The sequence below is a fragment of the Solwaraspora sp. WMMA2080 genome (assembly GCF_027497395.1).
Taxonomy (GTDB): Bacteria; Actinomycetota; Actinomycetes; order Mycobacteriales; family Micromonosporaceae; genus Micromonospora_E.
Genome location: NZ_CP114910.1, coordinates 4,404,631 through 4,429,663, shown reverse-complemented (window position 1 = coordinate 4,429,663; position 25,033 = coordinate 4,404,631). Strand labels below are relative to the sequence as shown.

23 protein-coding genes, 1 tRNA gene and 1 riboswitch are annotated in these 25,033 nt (G+C 70.2%); of the genes, 13 read left to right on the top strand and 11 right to left on the bottom strand.

Features of this window, described 5'->3' with window-relative positions; all coding sequences use genetic code 11:
• Positions 1 to 651 precede the first annotated feature (651 nt).
• Positions 652 to 1,695 (top strand): NlpC/P60 family protein, encoded by a 1,044-nt coding sequence (locus O7543_RS20040; protein WP_281552429.1) that lies wholly within the window; start codon positions 652 to 654, stop codon positions 1,693 to 1,695.
• A gap of 257 nt (positions 1,696 to 1,952) precedes the next feature.
• Positions 1,953 to 2,096, top strand: a riboswitch (cyclic di-AMP (ydaO/yuaA leader).
• Between the two features lie 98 nt (positions 2,097 to 2,194).
• Positions 2,195 to 3,133, top strand: a complete 939-nt coding sequence (locus tag O7543_RS20035; protein WP_281552430.1) for an NlpC/P60 family protein — start codon at positions 2,195 to 2,197, stop codon at positions 3,131 to 3,133.
• Between the two features lie 160 nt (positions 3,134 to 3,293).
• Here O7543_RS20035 and dcd read toward each other — a convergent pair whose 3' ends face one another.
• Positions 3,294 to 3,872 carry a dCTP deaminase gene (gene dcd / locus O7543_RS20030; RefSeq protein WP_281552431.1) on the bottom strand — a complete coding sequence of 193 codons (579 nt, stop codon included), beginning with the start codon at positions 3,870 to 3,872 and terminating at the stop codon, positions 3,294 to 3,296.
• Positions 3,873 to 3,999: 127 nt separating this feature from the next.
• Here dcd and O7543_RS20025 point away from each other — a divergent pair, with 127 nt between their 5' ends.
• Positions 4,000 to 4,512 carry a pyridoxamine 5'-phosphate oxidase family protein gene (locus O7543_RS20025; protein WP_281552432.1) on the top strand — a complete coding sequence of 171 codons (513 nt, stop codon included), beginning with the start codon at positions 4,000 to 4,002 and terminating at the stop codon, positions 4,510 to 4,512.
• A 146-nt stretch (positions 4,513 to 4,658) separates the two neighbouring features.
• Positions 4,659 to 4,732: transfer RNA gene (locus tag O7543_RS20020), tRNA-Gly, on the top strand.
• A 343-nt stretch (positions 4,733 to 5,075) separates the two neighbouring features.
• Here O7543_RS20020 and O7543_RS20015 read toward each other — a convergent pair.
• Positions 5,076 to 5,855 (bottom strand): glycosyltransferase family A protein, encoded by a 780-nt coding sequence (locus O7543_RS20015; protein WP_281552433.1) that lies wholly within the window; start codon positions 5,853 to 5,855, stop codon positions 5,076 to 5,078.
• 74 nt (positions 5,856 to 5,929) lie between these two features.
• On the opposite strand from O7543_RS20015, the gene O7543_RS20010 reads away from it, so the two are divergent.
• On the top strand, positions 5,930 to 6,373 hold the full coding sequence (locus O7543_RS20010) for a hypothetical protein (protein WP_281552434.1): 444 nt from the start codon (positions 5,930 to 5,932) through the stop codon (positions 6,371 to 6,373).
• A gap of 40 nt (positions 6,374 to 6,413) precedes the next feature.
• On the opposite strand, the gene O7543_RS20005 is transcribed toward O7543_RS20010, so the two are convergent.
• On the bottom strand, positions 6,414 to 6,953 hold the full coding sequence (locus O7543_RS20005) for a phosphoribosyltransferase family protein (protein ID WP_281555776.1): 540 nt from the start codon (positions 6,951 to 6,953) through the stop codon (positions 6,414 to 6,416).
• Positions 6,954 to 7,845: 892 nt separating this feature from the next.
• Between O7543_RS20005 and O7543_RS20000 the strand changes: the two genes are divergently transcribed.
• From O7543_RS20000 to O7543_RS19990, 3 genes are all read left to right on the top strand, one after another.
• The gene (locus O7543_RS20000; protein WP_281567179.1) at positions 7,846 to 8,958 is read left to right on the top strand and encodes a PP2C family protein-serine/threonine phosphatase; all 1,113 of its coding nucleotides are present in this window, start codon (positions 7,846 to 7,848) and stop codon (positions 8,956 to 8,958) included.
• 413 nt (positions 8,959 to 9,371) lie between these two features.
• Positions 9,372 to 11,231: an acyl-CoA dehydrogenase gene (locus O7543_RS19995; protein WP_281552436.1), complete on the top strand. Its 1,860-nt coding sequence runs from the start codon at positions 9,372 to 9,374 to the stop codon at positions 11,229 to 11,231.
• A gap of 102 nt (positions 11,232 to 11,333) precedes the next feature.
• Positions 11,334 to 11,594, top strand: a complete 261-nt coding sequence (locus tag O7543_RS19990) for a DUF6458 family protein (RefSeq protein ID WP_123606537.1) — start codon at positions 11,334 to 11,336, stop codon at positions 11,592 to 11,594.
• A gap of 65 nt (positions 11,595 to 11,659) precedes the next feature.
• Here O7543_RS19990 and O7543_RS19985 read toward each other — a convergent pair whose 3' ends face one another.
• Positions 11,660 to 12,160: a histidine phosphatase family protein gene (locus tag O7543_RS19985; protein ID WP_281552437.1), complete on the bottom strand. Its 501-nt coding sequence runs from the start codon at positions 12,158 to 12,160 to the stop codon at positions 11,660 to 11,662.
• Between the two features lie 116 nt (positions 12,161 to 12,276).
• On the opposite strand from O7543_RS19985, the gene O7543_RS19980 reads away from it, so the two are divergent.
• Positions 12,277 to 12,564 (top strand): DUF6458 family protein, encoded by a 288-nt coding sequence (locus O7543_RS19980; protein ID WP_281552438.1) that lies wholly within the window; start codon positions 12,277 to 12,279, stop codon positions 12,562 to 12,564.
• Positions 12,565 to 12,649: 85 nt separating this feature from the next.
• On the opposite strand, the gene O7543_RS19975 is transcribed toward O7543_RS19980, so the two are convergent.
• Positions 12,650 to 13,327, bottom strand: a complete 678-nt coding sequence (locus tag O7543_RS19975) for a hemolysin III family protein (RefSeq protein WP_278172704.1) — start codon at positions 13,325 to 13,327, stop codon at positions 12,650 to 12,652.
• A 96-nt stretch (positions 13,328 to 13,423) separates the two neighbouring features.
• Here O7543_RS19975 and O7543_RS19970 point away from each other — a divergent pair, with 96 nt between their 5' ends.
• The 3 genes from O7543_RS19970 to O7543_RS19960 are packed head-to-tail and all read left to right on the top strand — an operon-like array spanning position 13,424 to position 15,724.
• Positions 13,424 to 14,134 (top strand): allophanate hydrolase subunit 1, encoded by a 711-nt coding sequence (locus O7543_RS19970; RefSeq protein WP_281552439.1) that lies wholly within the window; start codon positions 13,424 to 13,426, stop codon positions 14,132 to 14,134.
• Positions 14,131 to 15,000: a biotin-dependent carboxyltransferase family protein gene (locus O7543_RS19965; protein ID WP_281552440.1), complete on the top strand. Its 870-nt coding sequence runs from the start codon at positions 14,131 to 14,133 to the stop codon at positions 14,998 to 15,000. Before O7543_RS19970 ends, O7543_RS19965 begins: the two co-directional genes overlap by 4 nt.
• The gene (locus O7543_RS19960; protein ID WP_281552441.1) at positions 14,975 to 15,724 is read left to right on the top strand and encodes a 5-oxoprolinase subunit PxpA; all 750 of its coding nucleotides are present in this window, start codon (positions 14,975 to 14,977) and stop codon (positions 15,722 to 15,724) included. The genes O7543_RS19965 and O7543_RS19960 overlap by 26 nt, the downstream gene beginning before the upstream one ends.
• A 7-nt stretch (positions 15,725 to 15,731) precedes the next feature.
• Here the strand turns inward: O7543_RS19960 and O7543_RS19955 are convergent, their stop codons facing one another.
• The 6 genes from O7543_RS19955 to pdhA all read right to left on the bottom strand — a co-directional run bounded on the left by O7543_RS19955 (position 15,732) and on the right by pdhA (position 23,782).
• A complete protein-coding gene (locus O7543_RS19955) occupies positions 15,732 to 17,567 on the bottom strand; it encodes an NHL domain-containing thioredoxin family protein (RefSeq protein WP_281552442.1) in 1,836 nt (611 codons plus the stop codon).
• Entirely contained in the window at positions 17,564 to 19,489 is a 1,926-nt protein-coding gene (locus tag O7543_RS19950) for a hypothetical protein (protein ID WP_281552443.1), read from the bottom strand. The genes O7543_RS19955 and O7543_RS19950 overlap by 4 nt, the downstream gene beginning before the upstream one ends.
• A gap of 335 nt (positions 19,490 to 19,824) precedes the next feature.
• Positions 19,825 to 19,962 carry a hypothetical protein gene (locus O7543_RS19945; RefSeq protein WP_199758042.1) on the bottom strand — a complete coding sequence of 46 codons (138 nt, stop codon included), beginning with the start codon at positions 19,960 to 19,962 and terminating at the stop codon, positions 19,825 to 19,827.
• Between the two features lie 221 nt (positions 19,963 to 20,183).
• The gene (locus O7543_RS19940; protein ID WP_281552444.1) at positions 20,184 to 21,611 is read right to left on the bottom strand and encodes a dihydrolipoamide acetyltransferase family protein; all 1,428 of its coding nucleotides are present in this window, start codon (positions 21,609 to 21,611) and stop codon (positions 20,184 to 20,186) included.
• Between the two features lie 6 nt (positions 21,612 to 21,617).
• Complete coding sequence (locus tag O7543_RS19935; RefSeq protein ID WP_281555777.1) at positions 21,618 to 22,607, bottom strand: alpha-ketoacid dehydrogenase subunit beta; 990 nt, start codon at positions 22,605 to 22,607, stop codon at positions 21,618 to 21,620.
• A complete protein-coding gene (gene pdhA / locus O7543_RS19930) occupies positions 22,604 to 23,782 on the bottom strand; it encodes a pyruvate dehydrogenase (acetyl-transferring) E1 component subunit alpha (RefSeq protein WP_281552445.1) in 1,179 nt (392 codons plus the stop codon). Before pdhA ends, O7543_RS19935 begins: the two co-directional genes overlap by 4 nt.
• 449 nt (positions 23,783 to 24,231) lie before the next feature.
• Between pdhA and O7543_RS19925 the strand changes: the two genes are divergently transcribed.
• Positions 24,232 to 25,020 (top strand): hypothetical protein, encoded by a 789-nt coding sequence (locus O7543_RS19925; protein WP_281552446.1) that lies wholly within the window; start codon positions 24,232 to 24,234, stop codon positions 25,018 to 25,020.
• Positions 25,021 to 25,033: the final 13 nt, after the last annotated feature.

The window sequence follows — 25,033 nt, the reverse complement described above, 5'->3', positions numbered from 1 at the left end:
CCTCGGCCACCACTGCCGTGGTGGGGGTCGACGCCGGCCTCGACAGCCTGTTCACCCTGTCGACCGGGGAGAAGATCCCCAACCCGAGACATGAACACCGTGACCGGCAGCGGCTGGCCCGCGCCCAGCGGAACCTCGCACGCAGGGCCAGAGGTTCGGCCAACCGGGCCAAGGCCCGGTTGGCGGTGGCCCGGGTTCATGCCCGGAGCGCCGACCGCCGCCGTGATCACCTGCACAAGTTGACCACTCGGCTCGTTCGTGAAACCCAGACGATCCTCGCGGAGGGGCTCTCCGTGACTGCCTGTGGAGGCGGTGTGAGACCTCACCAGGAGTCCTCCTCTCGGACGGGGCGGTCGTCGGTGTAGCAGGAACCCCCTGGGGCGACCCAGGGAATCTCCGTTCCTCCAGGGCGGGGAGGAAGTCAACACGCTAACCGCCCAGCCCGGTGCCTGCAGGAGAAACGGTAGCTGCGAGAGAAGCAGCGGCTGCGGGCGGCGACGAGCAGCTGCTTGCAATGAAGCAGAGACGGCAGGCGGTCTTGAACGAACGCCGCGCTTTCCAATAAGGTGATGCACCGACCGCTGCGGATGTCGGCCTCCGTACCCCCGCCCGTGAGGCCCCAGCGATCGACCATTGAAGGAGTCGCTGCCAATGGCACGTGCGCTCGCAAACTCGCACATCCATCGTCACAGTGGGTCCCCATATCGACGCGGAGAGCATCCGCGTGTACGAGTTCTTCAGCGTATCGCGTTTGCGCTGTTGCTTACCGTAACCGCACTGGTCTTCCCGGCTGTTCCGGCTCACGCCGAGCCGACGCTCGCTGAGATCGAAGCCGAGTTGGACGCCCAGTGGCTGAAACTGGAACCGGTCATCGAGCAGTACAACAAGGTGCACAGCGAGCTCAAGGCCAACGAGAAGAAGGCGGCTGCGCTCGACGAGAAGATCCGCCCGCTGTCGCTGCAGGCCAACCTGGCGGCGGACGAGATCGGTGAGGTGGCCAACCGCTATTACCGGACCGGGCCGTCGAGCGAGCTGAACGCACTCCTCCGGACCGGATCACCGACCAGCCTGGCGGATCAGCTCGTGGTGCTGGACCGGATCTCCAAGCGTCGGCAGGAAAAGATCACCGCCGTTCTGGAGACCCGCGACCGCTATCTCGCCGAACGGCAGACGCTGGACGAGTTGATCACGAAGCAGCAGGCACAGGACAAGACGCTCGCCGAGCAGCGCAAGACCATTGACGCCGAGATCAAGCGCCTGGAACGGGCGCGAAACGCCGCGTACCAGTCCACCGGCTACACCGGCGGATCTGGTGCCTCCGGCCCGTGTCCGGCGGTGTCGGTCGGTGGAGCCGCCGGGACCGCGGTACGCACCGCGTGTGCACAACTCGGCAAGCCGTACGTCTGGGGTGCCACCGGGCCGAACGCGTTCGACTGTTCCGGCCTGACCCAGTATGCCTGGGCAAGTGCCGGTGTCAGTCTCACGCATTACACCGGAACTCAGTGGAATCAGGGCAGTTCGGTCGGTCGCGCCAACGCCAGACCAGGGGATCTCGTGTTCTTCTTTAGTGATCTGCATCACGTGGGGATCTACATCGGTAATGGCCTGATGGTGCACGCTCCACGCGCAGGTCAACCCGTGCAGATGGAGAACATCGACAACATGCCGCTCGCCGGATTCAAGCGGGTCGGCTGATCGCAGCAGGTCAGCCCGCTCGCCAGGGCAATCTGAGTGACGTGCTTTGGCCAGCCGAACGTACGGTCGGACCGGTCTGAACGGGCCGGTCCGCCCAGCAAAATTCGAACGCTTGAACGGTGGCAGCCTATGCACGATGCGCAATCGTCCGCGTACTCAATGAGATAGTCTGTGTTCTCGCTTGCGTAGCGAGAACGCTGCTCTCTAACCTTGGGGATCGTCGAGTCGGGAGGACGTCAACCAACCGGGTTGACCTCGACCTGACACCACCTAATCGCCGCCTGACGGCGAGCCGGGGACCCACGGCACTCCCGGGGTGAATCCGCAGACCACCTGCGGTAGGGCGTCTCCTTTCCGCCCGAACCCGTCAGCTAACCCGGTAGGCGGTCTGGGGAGAAGGAGTCCGGTGGCTACGAGCGCCCCTCGGCGATACCTCCGGTGGTCCAGCCGCGACCATCGGCGAAGAACGCCGCACGACCCTCGACGAATACTCACCGCGTTGATCGCCGCCACCACCGGCGTCGGTCTGCTGCTGGTCGGAGCGCCGGCGCAGGCGCAGCCGACCGTCGCCGAAATCGAGTCGCAGATTGACGAGGTCTGGGCCGAGCTCGAACCGACGATCGAACGGCACAACGCCGTACGGCAGGATCTCGCCGCCAAGAAGAAGCAGGCGGACGAACTGCAGAAGAAGATCAAGCCGCTGCAGATCCAGATCGACCTGGCGATGGACCGGGTCAGCGAGTTCGCCGCGCGGTCGTACAAGGGTGGTAGCCCGTCGGTCTTCAACGCGATTCTCACCAACGGCAAGCCGACCCACCTCGCCGACCAGCTCGAGCTGCTGGACCAGTTCGCCCGCCGGCAGGCCCGTGACGTGCAGGCCGTCGTCGACCTCAGGAACGAGTACGCCGCGAAGAAGGCCCCGCTCGACGAGTTGATCGTCGAGCTGACCAGTACCGAGGCCCAGCTGGCGGCGAAGGCCAAGGAGATCGACGCCGAGGTCGACCGGTTGCAGGACCTGCGCCTGGAGGCGTACGGCTCGACCAACACCCTCGGCTCGCTGCGTCCCGCGCCCTGCCCGGCGACCTACCCCGGCGGTGCGGCCGGCAAGGCCGTCACCTTCGCCTGCGCGCAGATCGGCAAGCCGTACGTGTGGGGTTCGGCAGGACCGGGCAGCTACGACTGCTCCGGTCTCACCCTGGCCGCCTGGGGGCAGGCCGGTGTCTCACTGCCACACAACGCGGCCCGGCAGCGTCAGGTGACCGCCAATGTGAGCCGGGACCAGCTGCGCCCCGGCGACCTCATCTTCTACTACAGCGGGCTCTCCCACGTCGGCATGTACGTGGGTAACGGCTGGATCGTGCACGCCTCCCAGGCGGGCGAACCGGTGCAGATGCGCAAAATCGGTTCGAGTGTGCACAGTTACGGCAGGCCCGGCTAGACCTCACTCCTCCCCATGGCCTGGCGCGTGTCGCTGATCCCCCCGTCAAGCGGCAGCACCGGCCACCGGAAAGGCGCCCTCCCATGTCTCCCCCCGGCTTGGGAGGGCGCCTTTCGCCTGCCCGCCGCCAATGGGTCGGCTCTCCGACAGCCCAGCCGGTTCAGCTGGTCGGCCAGGTGCGCCACCGCTGCCAGGACCGGCTCGGAGTGGGCCCACGCTGCCCCTGGTACCGGGATCCGTAGACCGCCGACCCGTACGGATGCTCGGACGGCGACGAGAGCCGGAAGATGCACAACTGCCCGATCCTCATCCCGGGCCAGAGCTTGATCGGCAGGTTCGCCACGTTGGACAACTCCAGCGTCACGTGGCCGGAGAAGCCGGGGTCGATGAAGCCGGCGGTGGAGTGGGTCAACAGGCCCAGCCGACCCAGGCTCGACTTGCCCTCCAGCCGGGCGGCCAGGCCGTCGCCGAGCGAGACGACCTCGAGCGTGGAGGCAAGGACGAACTCACCGGGGTGCAGGACGAACGGGTCGCCGCTGGGCACCTCGACCTGGGACGTCAGATCGTCCTGCCGGGTGGCCGGGTCGATGTGGGTGTACAGGTGGTTGTTGAAGACCCGGAAATACCGGTCGAGCCGGACATCGATGCTCGACGGCTGGATGAGCGAGGATTCGAACGGCTCGAGGGAGAGGCCGCCGGACTTGGTCTCCGCGACGATGTCCCGGTCGGAGAGGAGCATCGTCACACGATAGCGACCGTGCGGCCGGTGTGACCGTGCGGCCGGTGTCCTGGCCGGAACGTACCCGGATCGGCGTGGCCGGGCGATCCCACTATCTCTTCGTACACATGTTCGATAGAATCACCGCATGGCAACCTGGTCCGAGTTCGCAGCCGACGAGCCCCGCCTGGCCACGGCGATCCGACTCCTCATGCAGCAGTACGGTCCCGGCCTCGGCTACCTCGCCACCGTCCGAGCCGACGGTGGTCCCCGGGTGCACCCGGTCTCCCCGGTGATCACCGACAGTGGGCTGTTCTGCTTCATCATCGACTCGCCGAAGCGGCGTGACCTGGAGCGGGACGGTCGGTACGCGCTGCACTCGTTCCCGCCGGAGGAGAGAGACGACGAGGCGTACCTGGCAGGTCGGGCGCATCCGGTCACCGATCCGGCCAAGGTGGGTCGGCTCGCCAGCGATCTCGGGGCCGTGCCGCACGTCGACTGGCGGCTGTTCGAGTTCACCGTCGACGTGGCAATGGTGGCGCAACGCGCTGGCGGCACCGGCCACTACGCGGCGGCGCCACGGCAACCAGCCGTCCAGGTCTGGCTCGACCCGACCAGCGGCAGCGTTTCCCACCCGGTGCCGACCCCGGTCGCCTGCTGACCCGCCGCGTGGCACCGGCCGACGCGTTGACGCCCTACCCGTTGACGGTCGGTCGACGGGCGCCGAGCCGTACCCCATGCTGTGCTCGGTTGGCGGCCGGGCCTGTTGCGCAGCGACCGGGCGGACCGGGTAGAGTGGGGCCGCTCGCGGGTGTAGTTCAATGGCAGAACATCAGCTTCCCAAGCTGACAGTGCGGGTTCGATTCCCGTCACCCGCTCCACATGCGGAAGACCCGCTCAGGACGTCGGTCCTGGGCTGCGGTTGGTCAGCTCTGCCACCTTTTGATCAATTCCTGGATTCCGGTCGTCAACCCGGACGCTGATCAGGTGTTCGGGGTCGTACCCGCGCTCGGCTTCTGCGACCAGTTCGCTCTCCAGCTGCGACGTGAGCGCCGTACCGTCCTTGGTCTGTCGGCTGGCTGCCAGAGCTGCCCGCCCGGGGACCCAAGATGCCTCCGCACACGTGATGCCGCAGGTGCATCCTGATGCACCTGCGGCATCAAGCTGAACAGGTAACCCCTGGACCGAGGAGGTTGCACTGCGTGCAACGACCGCCGCGCATCGTCACCGACCTTGCGGTGTGGACGACGTCGGGCCGATACCCAGCAGCGCCAGCGCGGCGACCCGGCTTTCGATCACCTGGATCCGGTCGGCCCGTTCCGTCGGGGACCAGTGGGCCTGCTGGTTGGTCACCTGCCCGGGCCACTTCCGGTATAGCAACCCCGGCTCGTCGATGAAGTGACCGTCGCTGACCGTGCTCGCGGCGAGGAGCAGCCCGGTGTCCTCGGAGGCGGGCAGCGCCAGCCAGCCGCCCAGGGCCAGCAGCAGGTCCGTACGGATGCACAGCGTCGCCGGGTGCACCGGCAGCCGGTAGGCGTCCTCCTGCCAGCACCGGTGGACCGTACCGGCGGGCAACCGGCCGCCCGGTGGATCGGTGGCCATCCGTACCGTGCGGTGGTCGCTCAGCAGATCGAGCGCCGCCGCGGTGGTCCAGCCGACCGTCGGGTCGGCGGTGAGGACCGCGATGTCGCGGGCCAGCGCGTCGGAGGTCAGCCTGTCGTCGGCATCGAGCACCTTGACCAGCGGCCCGTCTACGCGGGACAGCGCCATGGTGCGGGTGACGCCGGGGCCACCGGGGCGGTTGTGGCCGACGCTGATCCGGCGGTCCTGAGGCAGCGCGGCGGCGACCTCGCCGGTCTGCCCGTCCTCCTGCACCAGCCAGCGCCACTGCCAGCCAGGCGGCATCCGCTGCGCCCGCAGCGAGGCGTACGCGTCAGCGAGGTACGGGATGCTCGCGGGATGGACAGGAGTGACCACCGAGATGGTCTGCGGGGGCCGGCGCATCGCTCCGACTCTACTATGGGTTGTTGATCGTTGACCCAGCGTTGTGGCGCCCCGGTCTCTGGTACGAATGTGCCATGTCGGAACCGAAGGATTTGCTGGCTGTGGATGCCGACCACGCCCGACCTCGAGGGGTGGACGACGCAACGGTCGCGGCGCTCGGCGAGTTGAGCAAGGCACTGGAGACGGTGCACCGGGCCCGTGGCCACCTCTACTCCATGCACCAGCTGATCGGCGGCGCGGACGCGACCCTGGACCGGGTCGTCCAGCTGCTGCGCGGAGCCGGTCACCAGGACATGGCGGATCGGGTCGAGACGGAGCTGATTGGTCGCAACGTCCTGCCGGGCCGCTGGACGTTCCAGATCGTCGAGGAGTTCGACGACGGCTACTACGCGACCTTCCAGGCGGTCGAGCGGGCGGCCCGTGACGCGCTGGCGGGCGGCCGCCGGCACATCCACGAGGCGGAGATGAAGCAGGCCCGGCGTACCGTCGGCCGACCGGGACACGAGGCGACCCCGTAGCCGCTCTGCCCGACGAGGGCCCGACCGCCGTCCCGGCGGTTCACAGGTCTCTGCTGTGGATCAGGCTGTGGATCCGGAGTTCGTCGACGACGGCGGGCGGACAGTCGGCGACGATCACGGCGCTGCCGACGACGACCGCCCCGCGAGCTGCGGCGAGCTGCGCCATGGCCCGCAGCTGCGCGCCGCTGGTGACCCAGTCGTCGACCAGCAGGACCCGGTCGCCTGGGCCGAGGTGCCGGTCACGGACACCGAGCCGCAGCGTGCGGCCCCGGTAGTCGGGCGCCGTCGTGGTCCAGGTGGTCGCGTCTGCGATTGTCCGCTGCGGATCCTCCTTGTACGCGGGTACGACGCCGACGCCGAGCGCTGTCGCCACCAGCGGGCCGACAAGCAGCCCGGTGACCTGCGGGGTCATCACTGTGCTCGGCCGGTCCGCGTCGGCCAGGCCGGCGCTGGACAGCTCGGCGAGGGCCGGGCCGATCCCGGCGAGGATTCGGGGGTGTCGCCACCACCCGGACAGGTCGCTCACCAGATGGCTGCTGGTCGGGCCGGGGTCGTGCCAGACGAAGGTGTCGATCAGCAGCCGCCGGAGTGCAGGCGGCTGCGGCACGTCGCCGGTCGCGGTTGGGCGGGACCGGTGTGGGTGAGCGCCTGCGGCGTCGGTCACCGGTCGAGTATGCCGGGAGTCCTCGCTGGTAGATCTGCCGGGCACACTTGAACGGCACGGCCTGCCTGCGGCTGGCGGCATGGCTGGCGGTGGTCCTGCTGGTCGGTGTACTCGCGGGCGGAACGGCCATGGCGTTCGAACTGACCGCCGGTACGTCGACGACACCGCCTGCGGCGTTCACGGCCGTGCCGTCCACGGCTGCGGCGTCCACGACCACCCCGTCCACGGCGTCCGGCTCGCCGGGCCCGGACCGCTCGACCGCGTCGACCCGGGCGGCACGTGGGGCCGACCGAGCCGCCCCGACGCCGGAACCGGCCCCGACTCAGAACGGGGACCAGACCGGTGGCCAGGTGGTGGAGAGCGGCACCTGCGGTGCGTCGTACTACGCCAGCGGACAGGTCACCGCGAACGGTGAGGCGTTCGACCCTTCGGGGATGACCGCCGCGCACCGTACCCTGCCGTTCGGCACCGAGGTGCGGGTGGCCAACCCACAGACCGGTGCCTCGACCTGGCCCGTGCCGCTTTCGCGAAGATTGCGACTCTTGACCTGGGTCACCTGCAGGTGCGCTGCGAGATTCTCGGCGACTGACCGCAAGGCTGAGTTGTCACTCAGTGTCGAGCCACTGGTCAGCGGCGTGATGTGCCATTTTCAGGTTTGCCCACAGGTTGAGCAACCGCTCGCCGCCCACCCGGGGGATAGCCAGGGTGCCAAGGTTGTCCAATACTCCGGGTGGCCATTTCCGGATCAGACGACAGGCCAACTCCGTTGGGCCGCCGCCACTGATGAGTCATGCTGTTTCGCGTACCCATGCACATCATCCCGATGGGCGGCCGCCGCCCACTCAGCGCTGGTTCCCGCGTCGGCCTCGGCGCGGCCCTCGTGCTGCTCGCGCTCGTCTCCGTGGTGGAGATCGCCGACGGGGCCGGTGTCAACTACGTCGGTCTGGTCGCCGCTGCCCCGTTCCTCGCGGCGGCCTTCGCGACGTGGCGGGTGGTGCTCTCCACCGGGGTGCTGGCCACCCTGGTCGGTGGCATCTTCGCGCTGACCGGTCAGATGCTCTCGCTGGCGACCGCGGTGAACGTGGTCGGTGTCGCGTTGGCCACCGGGCTGGCGGCGGCGGTCGCGGTCATCCGGGAACGGCAGGCACAGCAGATCGCTGAGCTTTCGCGGCTGGCGTCGGTGGCCCAGCAGGCGGTGCTGCGTCCGCTCGGACCGCAGGTCGGCACGCTCGCCGTGGCGGGACGCTACATCTCCGCCACCGCCGCTGCGGACATCGGCGGTGACCTGTACGAGGCGCTCGACACGCCATACGGCGTACGCATGATCATTGGGGACGTACGGGGCAAAGGCCTGGACGCGGTCCGACTGGCCAGCATTGTCCTGGGTTCGTACCGGCACGTCGCCTATGAGCGGGCTGACCTGCGGGCCATCGTGGCGGACCTGGACCGGGCGGTGGCGCGCAGCGTGGGCGACGAGGATTTCGTCACCGCCGCCCTGGTCGAGGAGCGCGGCGGAACGCTGACCATCGTCAACTGCGGACATCCGGCTCCGTTGCTGCTGCGCCGAGGCGAGGTGATCCCGCTGGAACCGCCGGCTCCGGCGCCGCCGCTCGGGTTCATGCCGGTGGTACGTCCCCGGGTCGAACGTCTCGAGCCGGGTGACCGGTTACTGCTGTTCACCGACGGGCTGGGCGAGGCACGTCGGGACGGTGCCTTCTTCCCCACCGCGGACCGGGCCTGGCGGCTGCTGGGTCACGGCACCGTTGGCGACGGCCTGGCATCACTGGAGACGGCGTTGGTCGAGTGGGTGTACGGGCGGCTCGACGACGACATCGCCCTGGTCCTGATGGAGTACTCGGGTTCCGGGGCGGTGCCGGCCCCGTCCGTACCGAGCTGGGAGGTCGGCGCGCCCGGCGGCTGAGTGGCCGTGCCGCCCCGGCGGGACGGAGCACCCGATGACAGCTGGTGTGCCGAGCCCTGGGCGAGGTCAGGCCGGCTGGGCGATCGCGAACAGGAAACTGGTGCCGCCGAGGGCCCGGTGCCGGCCGACGTAGCGGCGGTTGGCGATCGGTTCAACCAGTGCGTTTAGCAGGCGGGTGACGGACATCTGTGCCTCCTGATGGCAACTGCAGCGCTTCTTGGGTTTTGCCCAATTTCTGCCTCTTGCACCGGGCAAAACGACCGTATTCCGGACAAGTGACGGCTGGTGGGCCGTGGGCTGCCCCGTTGCTGTCCTCGGTTTGCCAGACAACGTGCTTGTCGTTGGCTACCCGGGAGTAATACAGTGATGGTTACTGACCAGTAACAGCTGTTTGGAAGCGGGGCCGCCACGCGATGACCCACTACAAGAGCAACCTTCGGGACCTCGAGTTCAACCTGTTCGAGGTTTTCGGCGCCGACCGCACCTTCGGCCAGGCGCCCTACGCCGACCTGGACGTCGACACCGCCCGGAGCATCCTCAGCGAGGTCGAGCGGTTGGCCCGTGAGGAGCTTGCGCCCAGCTTCGTGCCGGGCGACCGCAATCCGCCGGTCTTCGATCCGGCCAGCCACTCGGTGACCCTGCCGCCCGAGTTCCGACGTTCGTTCGAGGCCTTCATGTCGGCCGAGTTCTGGCGGCTGGACCTGCCGGAAGAGCTCGGCGGCACCAACGCGCCACGGGCGTTGTGGTGGTCGCTGGCCGACCTGGTGCTCGGTTCCAACGCGCCGGTCTGGATGTACGCCTCCGGGCCGTCCTTCGCGCACACCCTCTACGTCGAGGGCACGCCGGAGCAGAAGGAGTGGGCCAAGCTCTTCGTCGAGCGGCAGTGGGCGTCGACGATGGTGCTGACCGAGCCGGACGCCGGCTCCGACGTGGGTGCCGGGCGCACCCGGGCGATTTCGCAGCCGGACGGTTCGTACCACATCGAAGGCGTCAAGCGCTTCATCACCAGCGGCGAGCACGACCTCAGCGAGAACATCATCCACTACGTGCTGGCCCGTCCGGTCGGTGTCGAGGGCGCCGGGGGTCCGGGTACCAAAGGGCTGTCGCTGTTCGTCGTGCCCAAGTACCACTTCGACGGGGCAACCGGTGAGCTGGGCGAGCGCAACGGCGTCTTCGCCACGAACGTCGAGCACAAGATGGGGCTGAAGGTCTCCACCACCTGCGAGCTCACCTTCGGTGAGCACGGGGTGCCGGCGAAGGGCTGGCTGCTCGGCGACGTGCACGACGGAATCCGGCAGATGTTCCTGATCATCGAGTACGCCCGGATGCTGGTCGGCACGAAGGCGATCGCCACCCTCTCCACCGGCTACCTCAACGCCCTCGAGTACGCCAAGAACCGGGTCCAGGGCGCCGATCTGCTGCAGATGACCGACAAGTCGGCACCGCGGGTGACCATCACCCACCACCCCGACGTCCGTCGGTCGCTGATGCTGCAGAAGTCGTACGCCGAGGGCCTGCGCGCGCTGGTCTGCTACACGGCCAGCTGGCAGGACAAGATCAACGTAGCCCGGGCGGCCGGCGACGAGGAGACCGTGCAGCTCGCCAAGCGGGTCAACGACCTGCTGCTTCCCCTGGTCAAGGGGTGTGGCTCGGAACGGGCGTACGAACTGCTCGGCCACGAGTCGCTGCAGACCTTCGGCGGCTCCGGCTTCCTGCAGGACTACCCACTGGAGCAGTACGTCCGGGATTCCAAGATCGACACCCTGTACGAGGGAACCACCGCGATCCAGAGCCTCGACCTGTTCTTCCGCAAGATCGTACGGGACAACGGCCAGTCGTTGATGGCGATCGCCGGCGAGATCCAGGCCTTCATCGCCGCCGAAGGTGGCAACGGCCAGCTCAAGGAGGAGCGCGCCGCGCTCGGCCGGGCGCTCGGCGAGGTGCAGAACATCCTCGGCGTGATGACCGGCTGGCTCGGCGAGGTGCAGAGCGGCGAGCCGCGCTCGCTGTACAAGGTCGGTCTGAGCAGCCGGCGACTGCTGCTGGCGCTCGGCGACGTGGTGATCGCCTGGTTGCTGCAGCGGCAGGCCGAAGTCGCCCTGACCGCGTTGGGCGGTGACGGGGTATCCGACGCCGACCAGAGCTTCTACCAGGGCAAGGTTGCTGCCGCCCGGTTCTTCGCCAGCGAGGTGCTGCCCCGGATCGGTGCCGACCGTCGGATCATCGCCGGAACCGGACTCGACCTGATGGACCTACCCGAGGACGCGTTCTGAGGAGACAACCAGAGGTTCCGCCGCCGCCGTTTCGAGCCCTCCCCGGCGGGTAGATCAGCAGGCGACCGCACAACTTGTAGCCACCGCACAAGGAGTGCACGCATGGGTATCGGCAGTGGAATCTTCCTCATCGCAATTGGCGCCATCCTGGCGTACGCCGTCCGGGCCGACGTCTGGTGGCTGGACGTGCGGGCCGTGGGCTGGGTGCTGATCCTGGCCGGGTTGGCGATCCTGCTCACCGTGCTCTGGTTCTGGAACGATCGCCGCCGCCGGGCCCGGACGGTCATCGTCGAGGAGAACAAGCTGGCCCATCCGGCGCAGATGGTGCCGCCGCCGGCGGAACCGCCGCAGCCGCCCAACTGACCACGTCGCCAACCTGACCACGTCGCCAAAGCTGACCGCGCCGCCAAACTGATTGGGCTGCGCGGTCAGCTGGTTCCAGCTGCCCGGGCGGTGTACGTGCGGGTCGCAGGTACCGCCTGCGGTCCGCACGCCGTCCACTCGCCGGTGAACTCGTGAGCGGCGATCCCACAGGTCCGCAGTCCGCTGTCGCTGGCACCGATCGGGTCGAGCAGCGCCGAGGCGTAGGAGACCGTCGGGTTGTGCCCGACGATCAACACCCGGGACACCGAGTCGTCCAACTGCCGCACCAGGTCGAGCAGGTCGACCGCGGTCCCGCCGTACAACCGGGGTTCGAACCGGGCGGGTGCCGGTGGACCCGCCGCCGCCACCTCCTGCCAGGTCTGCCTGGTGCGCCGGGCCGGCGAGCAGAGCACCAGCTGGGGCCAGAGCTGGTGTTCAGCCAGCCACTGCCCGGCGTGTGCCGCGTCCGAGTGTCCGCGCGGGGTGAGCCCGCGTTGCTCGTCTGCCATCTGTTCGGGCTGCTCCGCCTTCGCGTGCCGGAGCAGCACGATGCTGCGTCGGGTCATCAGTGCAGCTTGCCTGATTGAGTTCGCAAGCGCCTGGGTACATCCGTGCCCGCCGCTACCTCACAAGCGGCATCCGGCCGGCACGACGGTGCCGGCAACAGCCAAGGAGGTACGAAGTGGGCATCGGCGGAAGCATCTTCCTCATCGCCCTGGGCGCCATCCTGGCCTTCGCGGTCGAGGCCGAACTGGGCTTTCTCGACCTGACCACGGTCGGCTGGGTGTTGATGGTGGCCGGCGTGTTCGGGCTGGCCCTGACGTTGTGGTTCTGGCAGAGCCGCCGCCGTACGGTGGTGTCCCCGACCGCGCAGGACGAGCCGGCGCCGGCTGCCCCGGTCGAGTCGGACCGGGTCGTGGAGGAGCAGTACCGGGAGGTGCGTCGCCCGGGTGGCCCGGTGCGGCGGTGATCCGGACATCGAGCAGACCGCCACCCCCCGACGGAACAGGATCTCCGACGGCCCCGAGCCGGGTCCCCGGCGGGGTGGTGGCGGGTCAGGCGTAGAGCGCGAAGTAGATCGCGATGTGATGGCACAGCGCGGCGACGAGGGTGCAGGCATGGAAGAACTCGTGGTGGCCGAAGACGGTGGGCCACGGGTTGGGGCGGCGCAGCGCATAGAAGATCGCCCCGACGCTGTATACCGCGCCGCCGACGATCAGCAGGACCAGTGCGGTGACCCCGCCGTGCTGCAGGATGTCGGGTAGTACCACCACCGCGACCCAGCCGAGGGCGATGTAGAGCGGGGCTCCGGCCCAGCGCGGCAGATGCGGCCAGATCAGCTTCATCGCCACCCCGGCCAGCGCACCGACCCACACCACGGTCAGTAGGGTGGCGGCACTGCGTCCGGGCAGCAGGAGCAGGCAGAACGGTGTGTAGGTGCCGGCGATGAAGACGAAGATCATCGAATGGTCCAGGCGGCGCATGATCTGGTACGCCCGTTCCGACCAGACCCGGCGGTGGTAGAGCGCGCTGGTGCCGAACAGTCCGCACACCGTCAGGCTGTAGACGACGCAGCTGACCAGCGCGGTCCAGCCGGGTCGGGTGGCGGCCAGTGCACAGAGCACGATGCCGCTGACCAGGGCCACGAAGAATGCGTACGTGTGCAGCCAGCCGCGCATCCGGGGTTTGCCGATGTCGACCGGCTTGAGGCGAAGGGGCGCTTCGGTGGTCACCAGATAAGGTTACGGCACCGTAGGTTACCCGCTGGTAGTGAGTCGCCTCACGTCCGCCTCCTGCCCAGCTGACGTCCGGCGGCCGACAATGAACCCATGCGGATACTTCCGGTCGGCCGGCACGCGCTACTGCTCGAATGGGCGGCATCGGCTGGCACCGTGCAACCCGGGGACAGCGAACCCGGCCCGGTCGACGCTTGGCGCGCCGAGCTGAGCCGGCGCCGTGAACTCGGCGACCTGCGGGTGGCCGAGATCGTCCCCGGAGCCCGGACCATCCTGCTCGACGGCCTGCCGGACCCCGCGCTGACCGCCAGCCAACTGGCCGGCTGGCAACCGGCGGCGGCCGAGGCCGTCGACGACACCGGATGGCGGATCACAGTACCGGTCCGGTTCGACGGTCCCGACCTGACCGACGTCGCCGGGCAGTGGGGGGTCGCCGTCGCCGACGTCGTGGACCAGCTGACCCGGATCGAGTTCACCGTGGCGTTCTGCGGCTTCGCGCCCGGCTTCGGATACCTGACCGGCCTGCCCAGGCGATGGCGCGTGTCCCGCCGAGCCACGCCACGCCCCGCCGTCCCGGCCGGCTCGGTTGCCCTGGCCGGTGAATATGCCGGCATCTACCCGACTGCGTCGCCCGGCGGCTGGCAGTTGGTCGGGCGTACCGACCTGGTGCTGTTCGACCTGGGGCGGGAGCCGCCCGCGACGTTGACCCCCGGCACCCGGGTCCGGCTGACCGCCACCGGGCCGACCACCGCACCCGGGCCGGTCGCGCCGCAGGCTCCGGCCGGAAACGGGGCGGACCGATGATCGAGGTGATCCGGGCCGGCGCGCTCACCACCGTGCAGGACCGCGGCCGGTACGGCTGGGCGCACCTGGGCGTACCTCGGGCCGGTGCGCTCGACCAGCCGGCGTTGGCGCTGGCCAACCGGCTGGTCGGCAACCCGCCCGACGCCGCCGGTCTGGAGATCACCCTGACCGGCTGCACGCTGCGGTTGCGCACCGGCGGCTGGGTCGCGCTCGCCGGGGCGCCGGCAACGGTCCGGATCGCCGGCCGGTCCGGTGGCTTCCTCACCTCGACGCCGGTACCACCGGACGCCGTGGTCGAGATCGGCCCGACCCGGTACGGCGTCCGCAGCTATCTCGCGGTCGCCGGCGGGATCGCCGTACCGGCGGTGCTCGGTAGCCGGTCCACCGACACGCTCGCCGGCATCGGACCGCCGACCGTACGCGACGGCGATGTGCTGCCGGTCGGCACCGCACCGCCGCCAGCGGCGCTGGGCCGGGCTGCGGCCGACGCGGTGCCCTGGTCCGCGCCGGTCGTTCCGGTCCGGCTCGCCGTCCGGCTCGGGCCACGGGCGGACTGGTTCACCGACGAGGCGGTCCAGCGGCTGCTCACCACCGGGTACGAGGTCAGCCCGTTGAGCAACCGGATCGGTGTCCGACTGACCGGCGCGCCGCTCACCCGGTCCGTCCGCGACGAACTCCCCAGCGAAGGGCTGGTGCTCGGCGCGGTCCAGGTCCCCGCCGACGGCCAGCCACTGGTCTTCCTCGCCGACCATCCGACCACCGGCGGATACCCGGTGGTCGGTGTCGTCGACGACGTCACCCCGCTGGCCCAGGCACGGCCCGGTACTACTGTGCGGTTCCATGGATCTCAACGCGGACCTCGGTGAGGGCTTCGGTATCTGGCGACTCGGCGACGACGAGGTGTTGCTGGACGTGGTGACCTCCGCGAACGTCGCCTGCGGTTTCCACGCCGGCGACCCGGTGACGATGCGCCGGATCTGCGCGGCCGCCGCCGAACGGGCCGTCGCCGTCGGAGCCCAGGTCGGCTACCGCGACCTGGCCGGCTTCGGGCGGCGACGGATCGACTACCGCTTTGACGAGTTGCGCGACGACGTGCTCTACCAGATCGCCGCGCTGGACGGCTTCTGCCGGGTGGCCGGGACCCGGGTCCGCTACGTCAAGCCGCACGGCGCGCTGTACAACACGGCCTGCGTGGACGAGGCGCAGGCCGCCGCCGTCGTCGCCGCGGTGGCCGACTACGACCCCGCGCTGCCGGTCCTCTGCCTGCCCGGCTCGGTCCTCGGGCAGCTCGCCACCGGTGCCGGGCTGCGGGCGGTCGGCGAGGGTTTCGCCGACCGTGGCTACCTGCCCGACGGTCGGCTGGTGCCCCGATCGGACCCGGGCGCGTTGCTCGGCGACCCCGACAAGGTCGTCGGGCAGGCGGTGTCCCTGACCCGGCGGCACAGCGTCACGGCCACCGACGGCAGCACCGTCACCAGCCCGGTCGAGTCGATCTGCCTGCACGGTGACACGCCCGGCGCGGTGGAGCTGGCCGGACGGATTCGCGCCGCACTGCTCGCGGACGGTCAACGCCTCGCCGCCTTCGTCTGACCGACGGTCAGTGTGAGTCGACTCCGCGCAGGATCAGCGGCAACCGACCCGCACCGGCCGGGTCGATCCGTACCGGCACTCCCCAGTCCTGCCTGGTCAGGTGGCAGGCGGCGTGCTCGGCGTCGGCGTCGCATGTCGCCGCCTGGGCGACCACCTGCAGCACGCCAGCGGCCACCGCCGGGTCGATGACCAGCCGCCGGGTCAGCCCGGTGTCGCTGCCTGCCCCGTCGAGCAGCAGCTCCGGTGGATCGGCCGAGACCTCCAGCCGGGTCGCCGGGCCGAAACTGGCATCCAGCTTCTGACCGGGCGCCGGAGTGAACACCACCTCGAGCGACAGTTCACCCGGTGCGATCAGCGTCGGTGGCCGTTCGGCGCGGCGCCGGGCACCGACGACCGTGGCGCCGGCCGCCGACAGGGCACCCGGTGCCAGCCGGGTGAGCCGGTGTGCCGCCGACTCCACCACCCAGACGGTGCCGTCCGTGGTAACCAGCACGTCACTCGGCTCCGCCAGACCGTCGGTCACCGTGGACACCCGGTCGGTGGCGGGGTCGTAGCGGCGGACGGCGCCGTTGTAGGTGTCCGCCACCAGCACTGAACCGTCCGCGAGCGCGCACACGCCGAGCGGATGTTGCAGCAGCGCGTCGGCCGCCGCGCCGTCGACCTGGCCGAAGTCGAACAGGCCCTGCCCGACGACGGTACGCAGCTCGCCGTCGGCGAGCCGGCGCAGCGCACTGGTCTCGCTGTCGGCGATCCACAGCTGGTGGCCGTCGACACTGGTGGCGAGGCCGGACGGCTGGGCCAGCCAGACGTCCGGGATCGGGCCGTCGCGCAGCGACTCCACGGTGGTGCCGGCGTACATGCCGGTGGTGCGGGTCGCCGGGTCGAACCACCAGAGCTGGTGGATGCCGGCCATGGCGACGATCACTTTGCCGTCGTACCAGGCCAGGTCCCAGGGCGAGGAGAGGTCGACGGCGCGGGCGTCGTGCGGGTGGTAGTCCACCGTCGAGCGCCACTGGCGGCCGGAGCCGGCGACCGTGCGTACCTCCCCGGTGGCGTACCGCAGGCCACGCAGCAGATGGTTGACGGTGTCCGCGACCACGATGTCGTACCCGGCCACGGCGGCGACGTCGGCCGGTAGCCGGAGCAGACCTTGCGGTTCGCTGAACGTCGCGGACCGGGCGGATCCGTCGGCACCGCCGCGCTCGCCGGTGCCGATCCGACGACGGACGGTCTCGCCGTCTGGTTCGAGCTCGACCAGCTGATGCCGGGCCGAGTCGGAGACCAGCAGGGCCCCGTCGTCGAGCGCCACCGCCTTGCCGGGGAAGCGCAGGGTGGTGTCGGCCGGCGTCGGCGGCAGGTACGGGCCGTCGCCTCGGCGTAGCGTGCCCTTCGCCTCGTGCGTCCGGATCAGCTGGTCGATCTCCCTGGACAGACCATCGGCGTGTCCCTCGCCGGCCATGGTGGCGACGACGTAGCCCTCCGGGTCGACCAGTACCAGGGTCGGCCAGGCCCGAGCGGCGTACTGCTGCCACATGTCCAGCTCCGGGTCGTCGAGCACCGGGTGGCTCACCCCGTACCGTTCCACGGCGGCCGCCACCGCCGCCGGATCCCGCTCGTGGGCGAACTTCGGCGAGTGAATCCCGATCACCACCAGGACGTCGGCGTACCTCTCCTCCAGCGGCCGCAGTTCGTCCAGTACGTGCAGACAGTTGACGCAGCAGAAGGTCCAGAAGTCCAGCAGGACGATACGTCCACGCAGCTCCCGTAGGCCGATGTCACGGCCATCGGTGTTCAGCCACTGTCGACCGTTGAGCTCGGGCGCCCGGACGCGAGGCGCGGTCACTCGGTGGCTTCCTCGCCAACGTCCGCGCTGCCCTCCGGGTCCGGTTCGGTTGCTGCGGCCTGCAGGCAGAGGACCTGGGCCCGGCCCGAGTCCGCCGGGATCTCGATGTGCGGGGCGGTCGGGTCGTCGCACTGGTCGATCTGGTCGACCTTGGCAATGATTTGATACGCGCCCGGCTCAGCGCAGTCGGCCGATGCGGCGGTGTTGCCCGACTGTTTCACACAGTCGCCGACGGCCGGGTTGAACGGCTGATCTCCTGGCCGGGTGATGAGCCAGACCAGCGACATCGGGATTCCCACCAGCAGCACGGCGGCGACGAAAACCGCGACGAGGACCCGTCCGTTGCGGACCTGGGGGGCCGGCTCCGCTTCGGCCTCGTCGGCGGCCGGTTCTGCTGCATCCGGCCGGAACGCGTCAAACCGGTTCTGCTCCGGATCGGGCGGCCCCCACTGGCCGGCCGGCGGGGCGCCGTCGGCAGCCGGTGAAGCTCCTGGCTGGCCGGGGCCGGGCGGGTGCTGCCGGTCACCTGTGCCGGGGCGGTTCCAGTGACCCGCCCCGGCGTTGCCGGAGTCGACGAGGTCTCCGTACGGCGGCGCACCGGCTGGTCGGTAGCCCTGCGCCGACTCCGGCGGTGAGCTGGGCTGGATGTGCGCCCCGGCGCTCAGGTGCGGCAGTGCGAGCGCAGCAGCGTCGGGGCCGGCGCCGTCCGGTGCCCCGTCCGGCGTCGGCCGGGCACCGAACGGAGGCGCGACCTGTCCGGGGCGACGTGGTGTCAGCGGAGGCAGCCCGGGGTTGTGCTCCGGCATGGGGACCGGCGAGCCGGGTGGTGCGAACGGAACGCCGTTCTGGCCGGACTGGTGGGGACGCTGGCCGAACTGTTCGGGGTGCTGCTCGGCGGCTGGCTCGGCGTTGTTGACCGGCCGGCCGTAGACGCGGGGTTGGGCCGGTGCCCGACCGGTGGGCAGCGCAGCCGGATCCGTCGGCGGGGCGACCCGGCTGGTGCTGGGCACGGCTGCGGTGGCGGTTACCGCTCGGCTCGTGCCGCCGGTTGCCGCGACCGCTGGGCGGTGCTGCTCGGCTCCGGGACCAGCCTGTACGGGCGGCCCGGCGGTCGGCGCCGGCCGGTCGCCGACCGGCTCCGGGCTGCCGGCTTCGCCGCCAGGTTGCCCGGAACCGGGGAAGCCCGGGTGGGCGTCGGCAAGTGCCGGCTCGGGGTACGGACCACGTTGTTGCGGTACGTGTGGGGCCTGCTGCGGCGGGTGCGGGGCCTGCTGCGGTGGTACGTGTGGGGCCCGCAGCGGATCGGGCGGCATCGGGGCACCGCCGAGCGCGGCGGCCAGCGATGCACCGGGCACCCGTGTCTCCTGGGGCGGCAGTGGCGTCGGGCCGGACGGCGAGAAAGGTAGCGCACCGCTGGGCCGCGGCGACTCCGACGGCGGACCCGGAGCGAATCGCGGTGGTTCCGGTGGCTCGGGTTGCTGCTGCGCTTCCGGTCGGCGGAACGGCTCGGGCTGCTGTTGCGGCTCCGGCTGACGCTGCGGTAGTTCGCCGAACCCTGCGGCGGCCGGCGGCACGGCCGGGGGTGGCGGGGCGGGAGCCGGCGTCGCGGGTCGCTCCGGGTCGGTCCGCCAGGCTTGCTGGGGCGACCAGGGCTCGGCCGCCGGAATGCTAGGCGCCGGAATGCCGGGTGGGGCAGGGTAGGGCGGCGGCGCCGGGTAGCCGGCGCCGCCCGGCTGGTCGCCGGATCCGGTCCGCCAACCGCCACCGGCCAGTGCCCACTGCTCGGGTTGGTGTCCGGCACCCGGGTCGCCGGGATCGGGGGCCGCGCCGCGTTGCGGCTGGCTGCTGCCGTATGGCGCGGGTCCGCCGACACCCGCCTCCTCCGGCTCCTGGCCAGGATGCTGCGTGCCCTCGGACGTCATGTGCGCCTCCTCCATGACATGTCAGCCGCGCCGGTGCCGCCGACCTGGCTGGTCGGTCGACCAGGGACACCGGCGGACCGGCCGGGCGGGCTCACCCGACCTGCGGTGGCTCTGCTGCCACCGTGGCCAGGCGGGCCCGGCTGGCTGTCTGCACTACCAGCCTGGGTGTGCCGGCTGGCCGTCCGGCGGCTGCCGACCGGTTCTGGTCTCCAGCGCGCCGGATCGACCCGACGGCGACCGAGCCCACCGTACCGGGCGATCCCGCAACGGAGGAATCCTGGTGCCGTCGAAGTGGCGGAGGTGTCGCGGGACGGCGGACCGTGACGGCGGTCCGTTCAGCTGTGGTAGCGCTGTGCGATGGCGCGGATCTCGTCGCGTACGGCGGCCGAGTCAGTGGAGCGCAGCGCCCGCTCCAGGGCGCGGGTTCGGCGGCTGGCTTCCCGGTGGCGGCGGATGCGATCGATCATGGACATGGTGCTCTCCTGTGGATCTCTTGTCGACCGCTTCGGCGGTCAACTCAAGTGAAGCGCACCTGAGCCCAGCTTGCCAATGATTCTTAGGTGAGTGTCGCCACTAGCCTAAGAATCCACGACCTGCACGGGTTTGATCCGAGGATACTTAATGGTGCTACGGAAACGGCGTCGCCACCGGTGACGGTGGCGACGCCGTTCGTGGTCGCGTCAGGGGTCGGCGGTCAGGTCCAGGCGAGCAGTGCCGCCTCCGGGTCGGTCAGGAACGCTCCGACGTCGCGTAGGAAGGCGGAGCCGAGTGCGCCGTCGATGATCCGGTGGTCGAACGACAGCGCCAGGGTCGCTACTTGGCGTATCCGAATCTTCTCCTTGTGTACCCAGGGTGCCTTGCGGATCGTGCCGATCGCGAGGATCGCCGACTCGCCCGGCGGGAGGATCGGAGTGCCACTGTCCACTCCGAACACCCCGACGTTGGTGACGGTCATCGTGCCGCCGGCCATGTCGGCCGGCGCGGTCCGCCCCGCCTTCGCAGTCCGAACCAGGTCGGCCATCGCCTCGGCAAGCTCCCGAGTGGTCAGCCGCCCAGCGTCCTTGATGTTCGGCACGATCAGGCCCCGTTCGGTCGCCGCCGCGATGCCGAGGTTCACGTACTCCTTGACCACGATCTCGTCGCCGGCCCAGGTGGAGTTCACCATCGGGTGCCGGCGTGCCGCCAGCAGCATCGCCCGGGCCACCATCAGCAACGGCGAGACCTTGATCCCCTGCCAGTCGGGCTGGCTCCGGATCCGGTCCAGTGCCTTCACCGATCTGGTCAGGTCGACGGTGAGGAACTCGGTGACGTGCGGCGCGGTGAACGCCGACGCGACCATGTTCTCCGCAGTCAACCTGCGTACCCCTCTGACCGGGATCCGCTGTTCGCGGTCGGAGGCGGACAGCGGTACGGCGGGCCCGGTCTGCGCCGACCCGTTTCGTGCCTCGCCGGCCCGGAGTACGTCGACCCGGGTGACCGAGCCGAGCGGACCGCTCCCGCGCAGCCCGGCCAGGTCGACTCCGAGGTCCCGGGCGAGTTTGCGCACCGGTGGCTTGGCCAGCGCCTTCGTCACCGGCCCGGTTGGGCCTGGTCCGGCCGGTACCGGTTCAGCCGGTGCCGGCTCGGCCGTCAGCTGGCCGGCCGACGCCGACGCCACTTCGGCCGGCTGAGTCGGTTCACCGGTGGTGCGGCGGGGCCGGCGCTTGGCCGCAGTGGTCCGCGGGCCGTAGCCGACCAGCACGGCGGTCCGACCACCGGGTGCCGGCCCGCCGATCATGCCCGGCTCGATCGCACCGCTGGTCGGCGGGATCTCCGGCTGTGGCGGTTCGGGTCGGGACGGGGCTGGGCCGGTCGGTTCAGCGGCGGGGCCGGCGGCCGGCTCGGTGTCGATCGCGATGATCGCCGTGCCGACCTCGACTGTGGCACCTTCCGGGTGGAAGATGGCCTGCACCCGCCCGCCCCATTTGGCGGGGATCTCTACCGCGGCCTTCGCGGTCTCCACCTCGACGATCGGCTGGTTCAGCTCGATGACGTCGCCGACCCCGACGAGCCACTTGAGGATTTCTCCCTCGGTGAGGCCTTCGCCGAGATCAGGCAGGTCGAACTGTTTGATCCGAGACATCGGCGCTCACCAACCGAACGCGCGGTCGACGGCGTCGAGTACCCGGTCCAGGTCCGGCAGGTACTCCTCTTCCAGGCGGGCAGCCGGGTACGGCGTGTTGAAGCCGCCCACCCGCAGGACCGGCGCCTCCAGGGAGTAGAAGCATTCCTCGGTGATCCGGGCGGCGATCTCGGCACCGAGACCGAGGTTTGTCGGCGCCTCGTGCACCACCACGCAACGGCCGGTCCGCCGGACCGACTCGTACGTACCGGCCAGGTCCAGCGGGGACAGTGACCGCATGTCGATCACCTCGAGTTCGCGGCCCTCCTCGGCGGCGGCGGTCGCCGCGTCCAGCGCGGTGCGTACCATCGGCCCGTACGCCAGGACCGTCGCGTCGCTGCCGGGCCGCACTGTGCGGGCGGCGTGCAGCGGGTACGCCGTACCCGGTGGTGCCTCCAGCTCGACCGGCGCCTTTTCCCAGTACCGCCGCTTCGGCTCCAGGAAGATGATCGGGTCGTCGGAGAACACCGCCTGCTGGATCATCGTGTAGGCGTCCTGCGGGTTGGAGCAGGCGACGACCTTCAGCCCGGCGGTGTGCGAGAAGTACGCCTCAGGCGACTCGGAGTGGTGCTCCACCGCACCGATACCGCCGCCGAACGGGATCCGGATCACGATCGGAAGCTTCACCTTGCCCTGCGACCGGTAGTGCATCTTGGCCACCTGGGACACGATCTGGTCGTACGCCGGGTAGACGAAGCCGTCGAACTGAATCTCGCAGATCGGGCGGAAGCCGCGGATGGCCAGGCCGACGGCGGTGCCGATGATTCCGGACTCGGCCAGCGGGGTGTCGATCACCCGGTCCTCGCCGAAGTCCTTCTGCAGGCCGTCGGTGATCCGAAAGACGCCGCCGAGCTTGCCGACGTCCTCGCCCATCAGGACGACCTTGCTGTCGCTGTCGAGCGCCCTGCGTAGCCCGGCGTTGAGCGCCTTGCCGAGAGTGAGTGTCTCAGCCATCAGTGCGACCCTCCCTCGAACGATGCCAGGTACCGCTCGAACTGGGCCCGCTCGGTGTCGAGCAGCGGCGAGCCGTGCGCGTACACGTGATCGAAGAGCGCGCCGGGCTGCGGGTCGGGCATGCTCAGCACCCGCTCCCGCAGGTGCACCGCGTCCCGCTTGGCCTGCGCGTCGACCTCGGCGAAGAAGTCGGCATCGGCGATCTGCTGCTTCTCCAGGAAGGCGCGGACCCGGGCGATCGGGTCCTTGGCCTGCCACGCCTCCACCTCGCTGGCGATCCGGTACCGGGTCGGGTCGTCGGAGGTGGTGTGCGCCCCCATCCGGTACGTGTACGCCTCGATCAGCGTCGGACCCTGCCCGTGCCGGGCGTTGTCCAGCGCGGTCCGGGTCACCGCGTAGCTGGCCAGCACGTCGTTGCCGTCCACCCGTACGCCCGGGAAGCCGAAGCCGGACGACCGCTGGTAGAGCGGGATCCTGGTCTGTCGTTCGAGGGGTTCGGAAATCGCGTACTGGTTGTTCTGACAGAAGAAGACGATCGGCGCGTTGAAGACGCTGGACCAGACGAAGGCTTCGTTGACGTCACCCTGCGCCGACGCCCCGTCACCGAAGTACGCGATGACCGCCTCGCCGTCGTCGCCGCCGACCTTGCCGTCCATGGTGATGCCCATGGCGTAGCCGGTGGCGTGCAGCGTCTGGGCGCCGATCACGATCGTGTACATGTTGAACTTGAACTCGTTCGGATCCCAGCCACCCTGGTCGACCCCGCGGAACAACCCCAGCGGCATGATCGGGTCGATGCCGCGGCAGTAGAGCACACCGTGTTCGCGGTAGGTGGGAAACGCCATGTCCTGAGCGCGCAGCGCCCGTCCGGAGCCGACCTGCGCGGCCTCCTGACCGAGCAGGCTCGCCCAGATGCCCAGTTCGCCCTGGCGCTGCAGGGCGGTCGCCTCGGCGTCGAGTTTCCGCACCACGACGAGGTCCCGGTAGAGGGCACGGTACTCGGCGTCGGTGAAGTCGACCGTGTACTGCGTGCCGTCGGGGCCGGTCACCCGGTCGATCCGTTCGCCGTCCGGAGTCAGCAGCTGCACCAACTCCGGATCGGCGGCGTTCTTGCTGACGCGCCGTCGAGCCGCGGCCGGTCTGGCACGGGTCGCTGTCCCGCGCTCGCCTTTCGCCATCCGTCTCTCCCATCGCTCGTGCGTGGCAGCGGGGGTGTCCCGACCGCGCAGCTCGTCCCGCTGCCGGCTGCTGCCGGTGCAGGTCCTCTCACCGCGCCTGGCCCGGGTCAGGGTTGCCGCGCGGCACGGGCCGGGTTCTGGCTGGACCCGGTCCGGGAGGGACGTCATCGAGTCGTGCCCGCCGCGGTAGAGGCGGAGGCAGCGGCTGCGGTGCCGTCCGGTCCATATTCGCATTGGAGGTGAGGGGTGTCATAGGTCGGTCCGGGCATGCAGGTGCGATGTCCGCGTTGCGCGGAACTTGTAGCCTCGCGCTGCGTTCGGCCGAGTGTGACTCATCCGTCCGGTTCTGATAACACGATGTATTGAACTGGAAAACTTTCTGTCACTGCTTCACTATGTATCCAGAACCGGTGATCTGTAGGACCGTGGATCGACCGGAGGCCATACCGATGAGGAGTCCAGCCGTGCTGCTGCCGCAGGATCGCCTGGCCCGGCCCACCGGGGTGGACGGACCTGCCCGGCGGTTCGCGTTGATCGTGGCGTTGCTGGTGCTGACCGCCTCGTTGCCGCTGCTGGCGACGCTCGGCGCGGGTTCGGCGACGGTGGCCGGGGGTGGCCCGGCCACGGTGCTGCCGCTGATCGGCCAGCCGGGCGGCGGACCGATCATCGTGCATCCGCTGCCGCACCCGACCCCGTCCGGACCGGTCGAGCCGACCGGCGGGGACGGTACCGACCAGGACGCATCGATGGATCGTCGTGCCGGCGGCCGGGACGGACCTTCCACCGGCACCCGGCGCGACAGCGGGGGCGGACCGTCGGATCGTGACCGGCCGGCCCCGGGCGCACCGGCGGACTCCGATGGTCCAGCACCGACGACCCCCAGCGATCCAGGATCGGAACAGCCACCGTCCGGCACTCCGGACGACCCGCCGCCCGTCACCGACGTCGACCCCGACATCGACCCGGATCCCGGTCCGTCCCCGACACCGTCGCCGGATCCGGACGTCGACCCGGACGTCGACCCGGACATCGATCCGTCGCCGGATCCCGATCCGTCCCCGACGCCGTCGCCGAATCCAGATGTGGATCCGGACATCGATCCGGACATCGATCCGGACATCGATCCGGACATCGATCCGGACATCGATCCGTCGCCGACGTCGACCCCGGACCCCGACGTGGATCCGGACCCGACGCCGGATCCGTCCTGCAGCCCGCAGCCGTCGGACGCGGCATAACCGGATAGACCCG

What these genes read in the sequence shown, in the direction of transcription:
- O7543_RS19960 (WP_281552441.1), top strand. Translation starts at nt 14,975, where the DNA reads ATGGATCTCAACGCGGACCTCGGTGAGGGCTTCGGTATCTGGCGACTC.
- O7543_RS19985 (WP_281552437.1), bottom strand. Translation starts at nt 12,160, where the DNA reads ATGACCCGACGCAGCATCGTGCTGCTCCGGCACGCGAAGGCGGAGCAG.
- O7543_RS19950 (WP_281552443.1), bottom strand. Translation starts at nt 19,489, where the DNA reads ATGACGTCCGAGGGCACGCAGCATCCTGGCCAGGAGCCGGAGGAGGCG.
- O7543_RS19990 (WP_123606537.1), top strand. Translation starts at nt 11,334, where the DNA reads ATGGGTATCGGCAGTGGAATCTTCCTCATCGCAATTGGCGCCATCCTG.
- O7543_RS19945 (WP_199758042.1), bottom strand. Translation starts at nt 19,962, where the DNA reads ATGTCCATGATCGATCGCATCCGCCGCCACCGGGAAGCCAGCCGCCGA.
- O7543_RS19940 (WP_281552444.1), bottom strand. Translation starts at nt 21,611, where the DNA reads ATGTCTCGGATCAAACAGTTCGACCTGCCTGATCTCGGCGAAGGCCTC.
- O7543_RS20015 (WP_281552433.1), bottom strand. Translation starts at nt 5,855, where the DNA reads ATGCGCCGGCCCCCGCAGACCATCTCGGTGGTCACTCCTGTCCATCCC.
- O7543_RS20040 (WP_281552429.1), top strand. Translation starts at nt 652, where the DNA reads ATGGCACGTGCGCTCGCAAACTCGCACATCCATCGTCACAGTGGGTCC.
- dcd (WP_281552431.1), bottom strand. Translation starts at nt 3,872, where the DNA reads ATGCTCCTCTCCGACCGGGACATCGTCGCGGAGACCAAGTCCGGCGGC.
- O7543_RS20000 (WP_281567179.1), top strand. Translation starts at nt 7,846, where the DNA reads ATGCACATCATCCCGATGGGCGGCCGCCGCCCACTCAGCGCTGGTTCC.
- O7543_RS20025 (WP_281552432.1), top strand. Translation starts at nt 4,000, where the DNA reads ATGGCAACCTGGTCCGAGTTCGCAGCCGACGAGCCCCGCCTGGCCACG.
- O7543_RS19995 (WP_281552436.1), top strand. Translation starts at nt 9,372, where the DNA reads ATGACCCACTACAAGAGCAACCTTCGGGACCTCGAGTTCAACCTGTTC.
- O7543_RS20010 (WP_281552434.1), top strand. Translation starts at nt 5,930, where the DNA reads ATGTCGGAACCGAAGGATTTGCTGGCTGTGGATGCCGACCACGCCCGA.
- O7543_RS19925 (WP_281552446.1), top strand. Translation starts at nt 24,232, where the DNA reads ATGAGGAGTCCAGCCGTGCTGCTGCCGCAGGATCGCCTGGCCCGGCCC.
- O7543_RS19965 (WP_281552440.1), top strand. Translation starts at nt 14,131, where the DNA reads ATGATCGAGGTGATCCGGGCCGGCGCGCTCACCACCGTGCAGGACCGC.
- pdhA (WP_281552445.1), bottom strand. Translation starts at nt 23,782, where the DNA reads ATGGCGAAAGGCGAGCGCGGGACAGCGACCCGTGCCAGACCGGCCGCG.
- O7543_RS19970 (WP_281552439.1), top strand. Translation starts at nt 13,424, where the DNA reads ATGCGGATACTTCCGGTCGGCCGGCACGCGCTACTGCTCGAATGGGCG.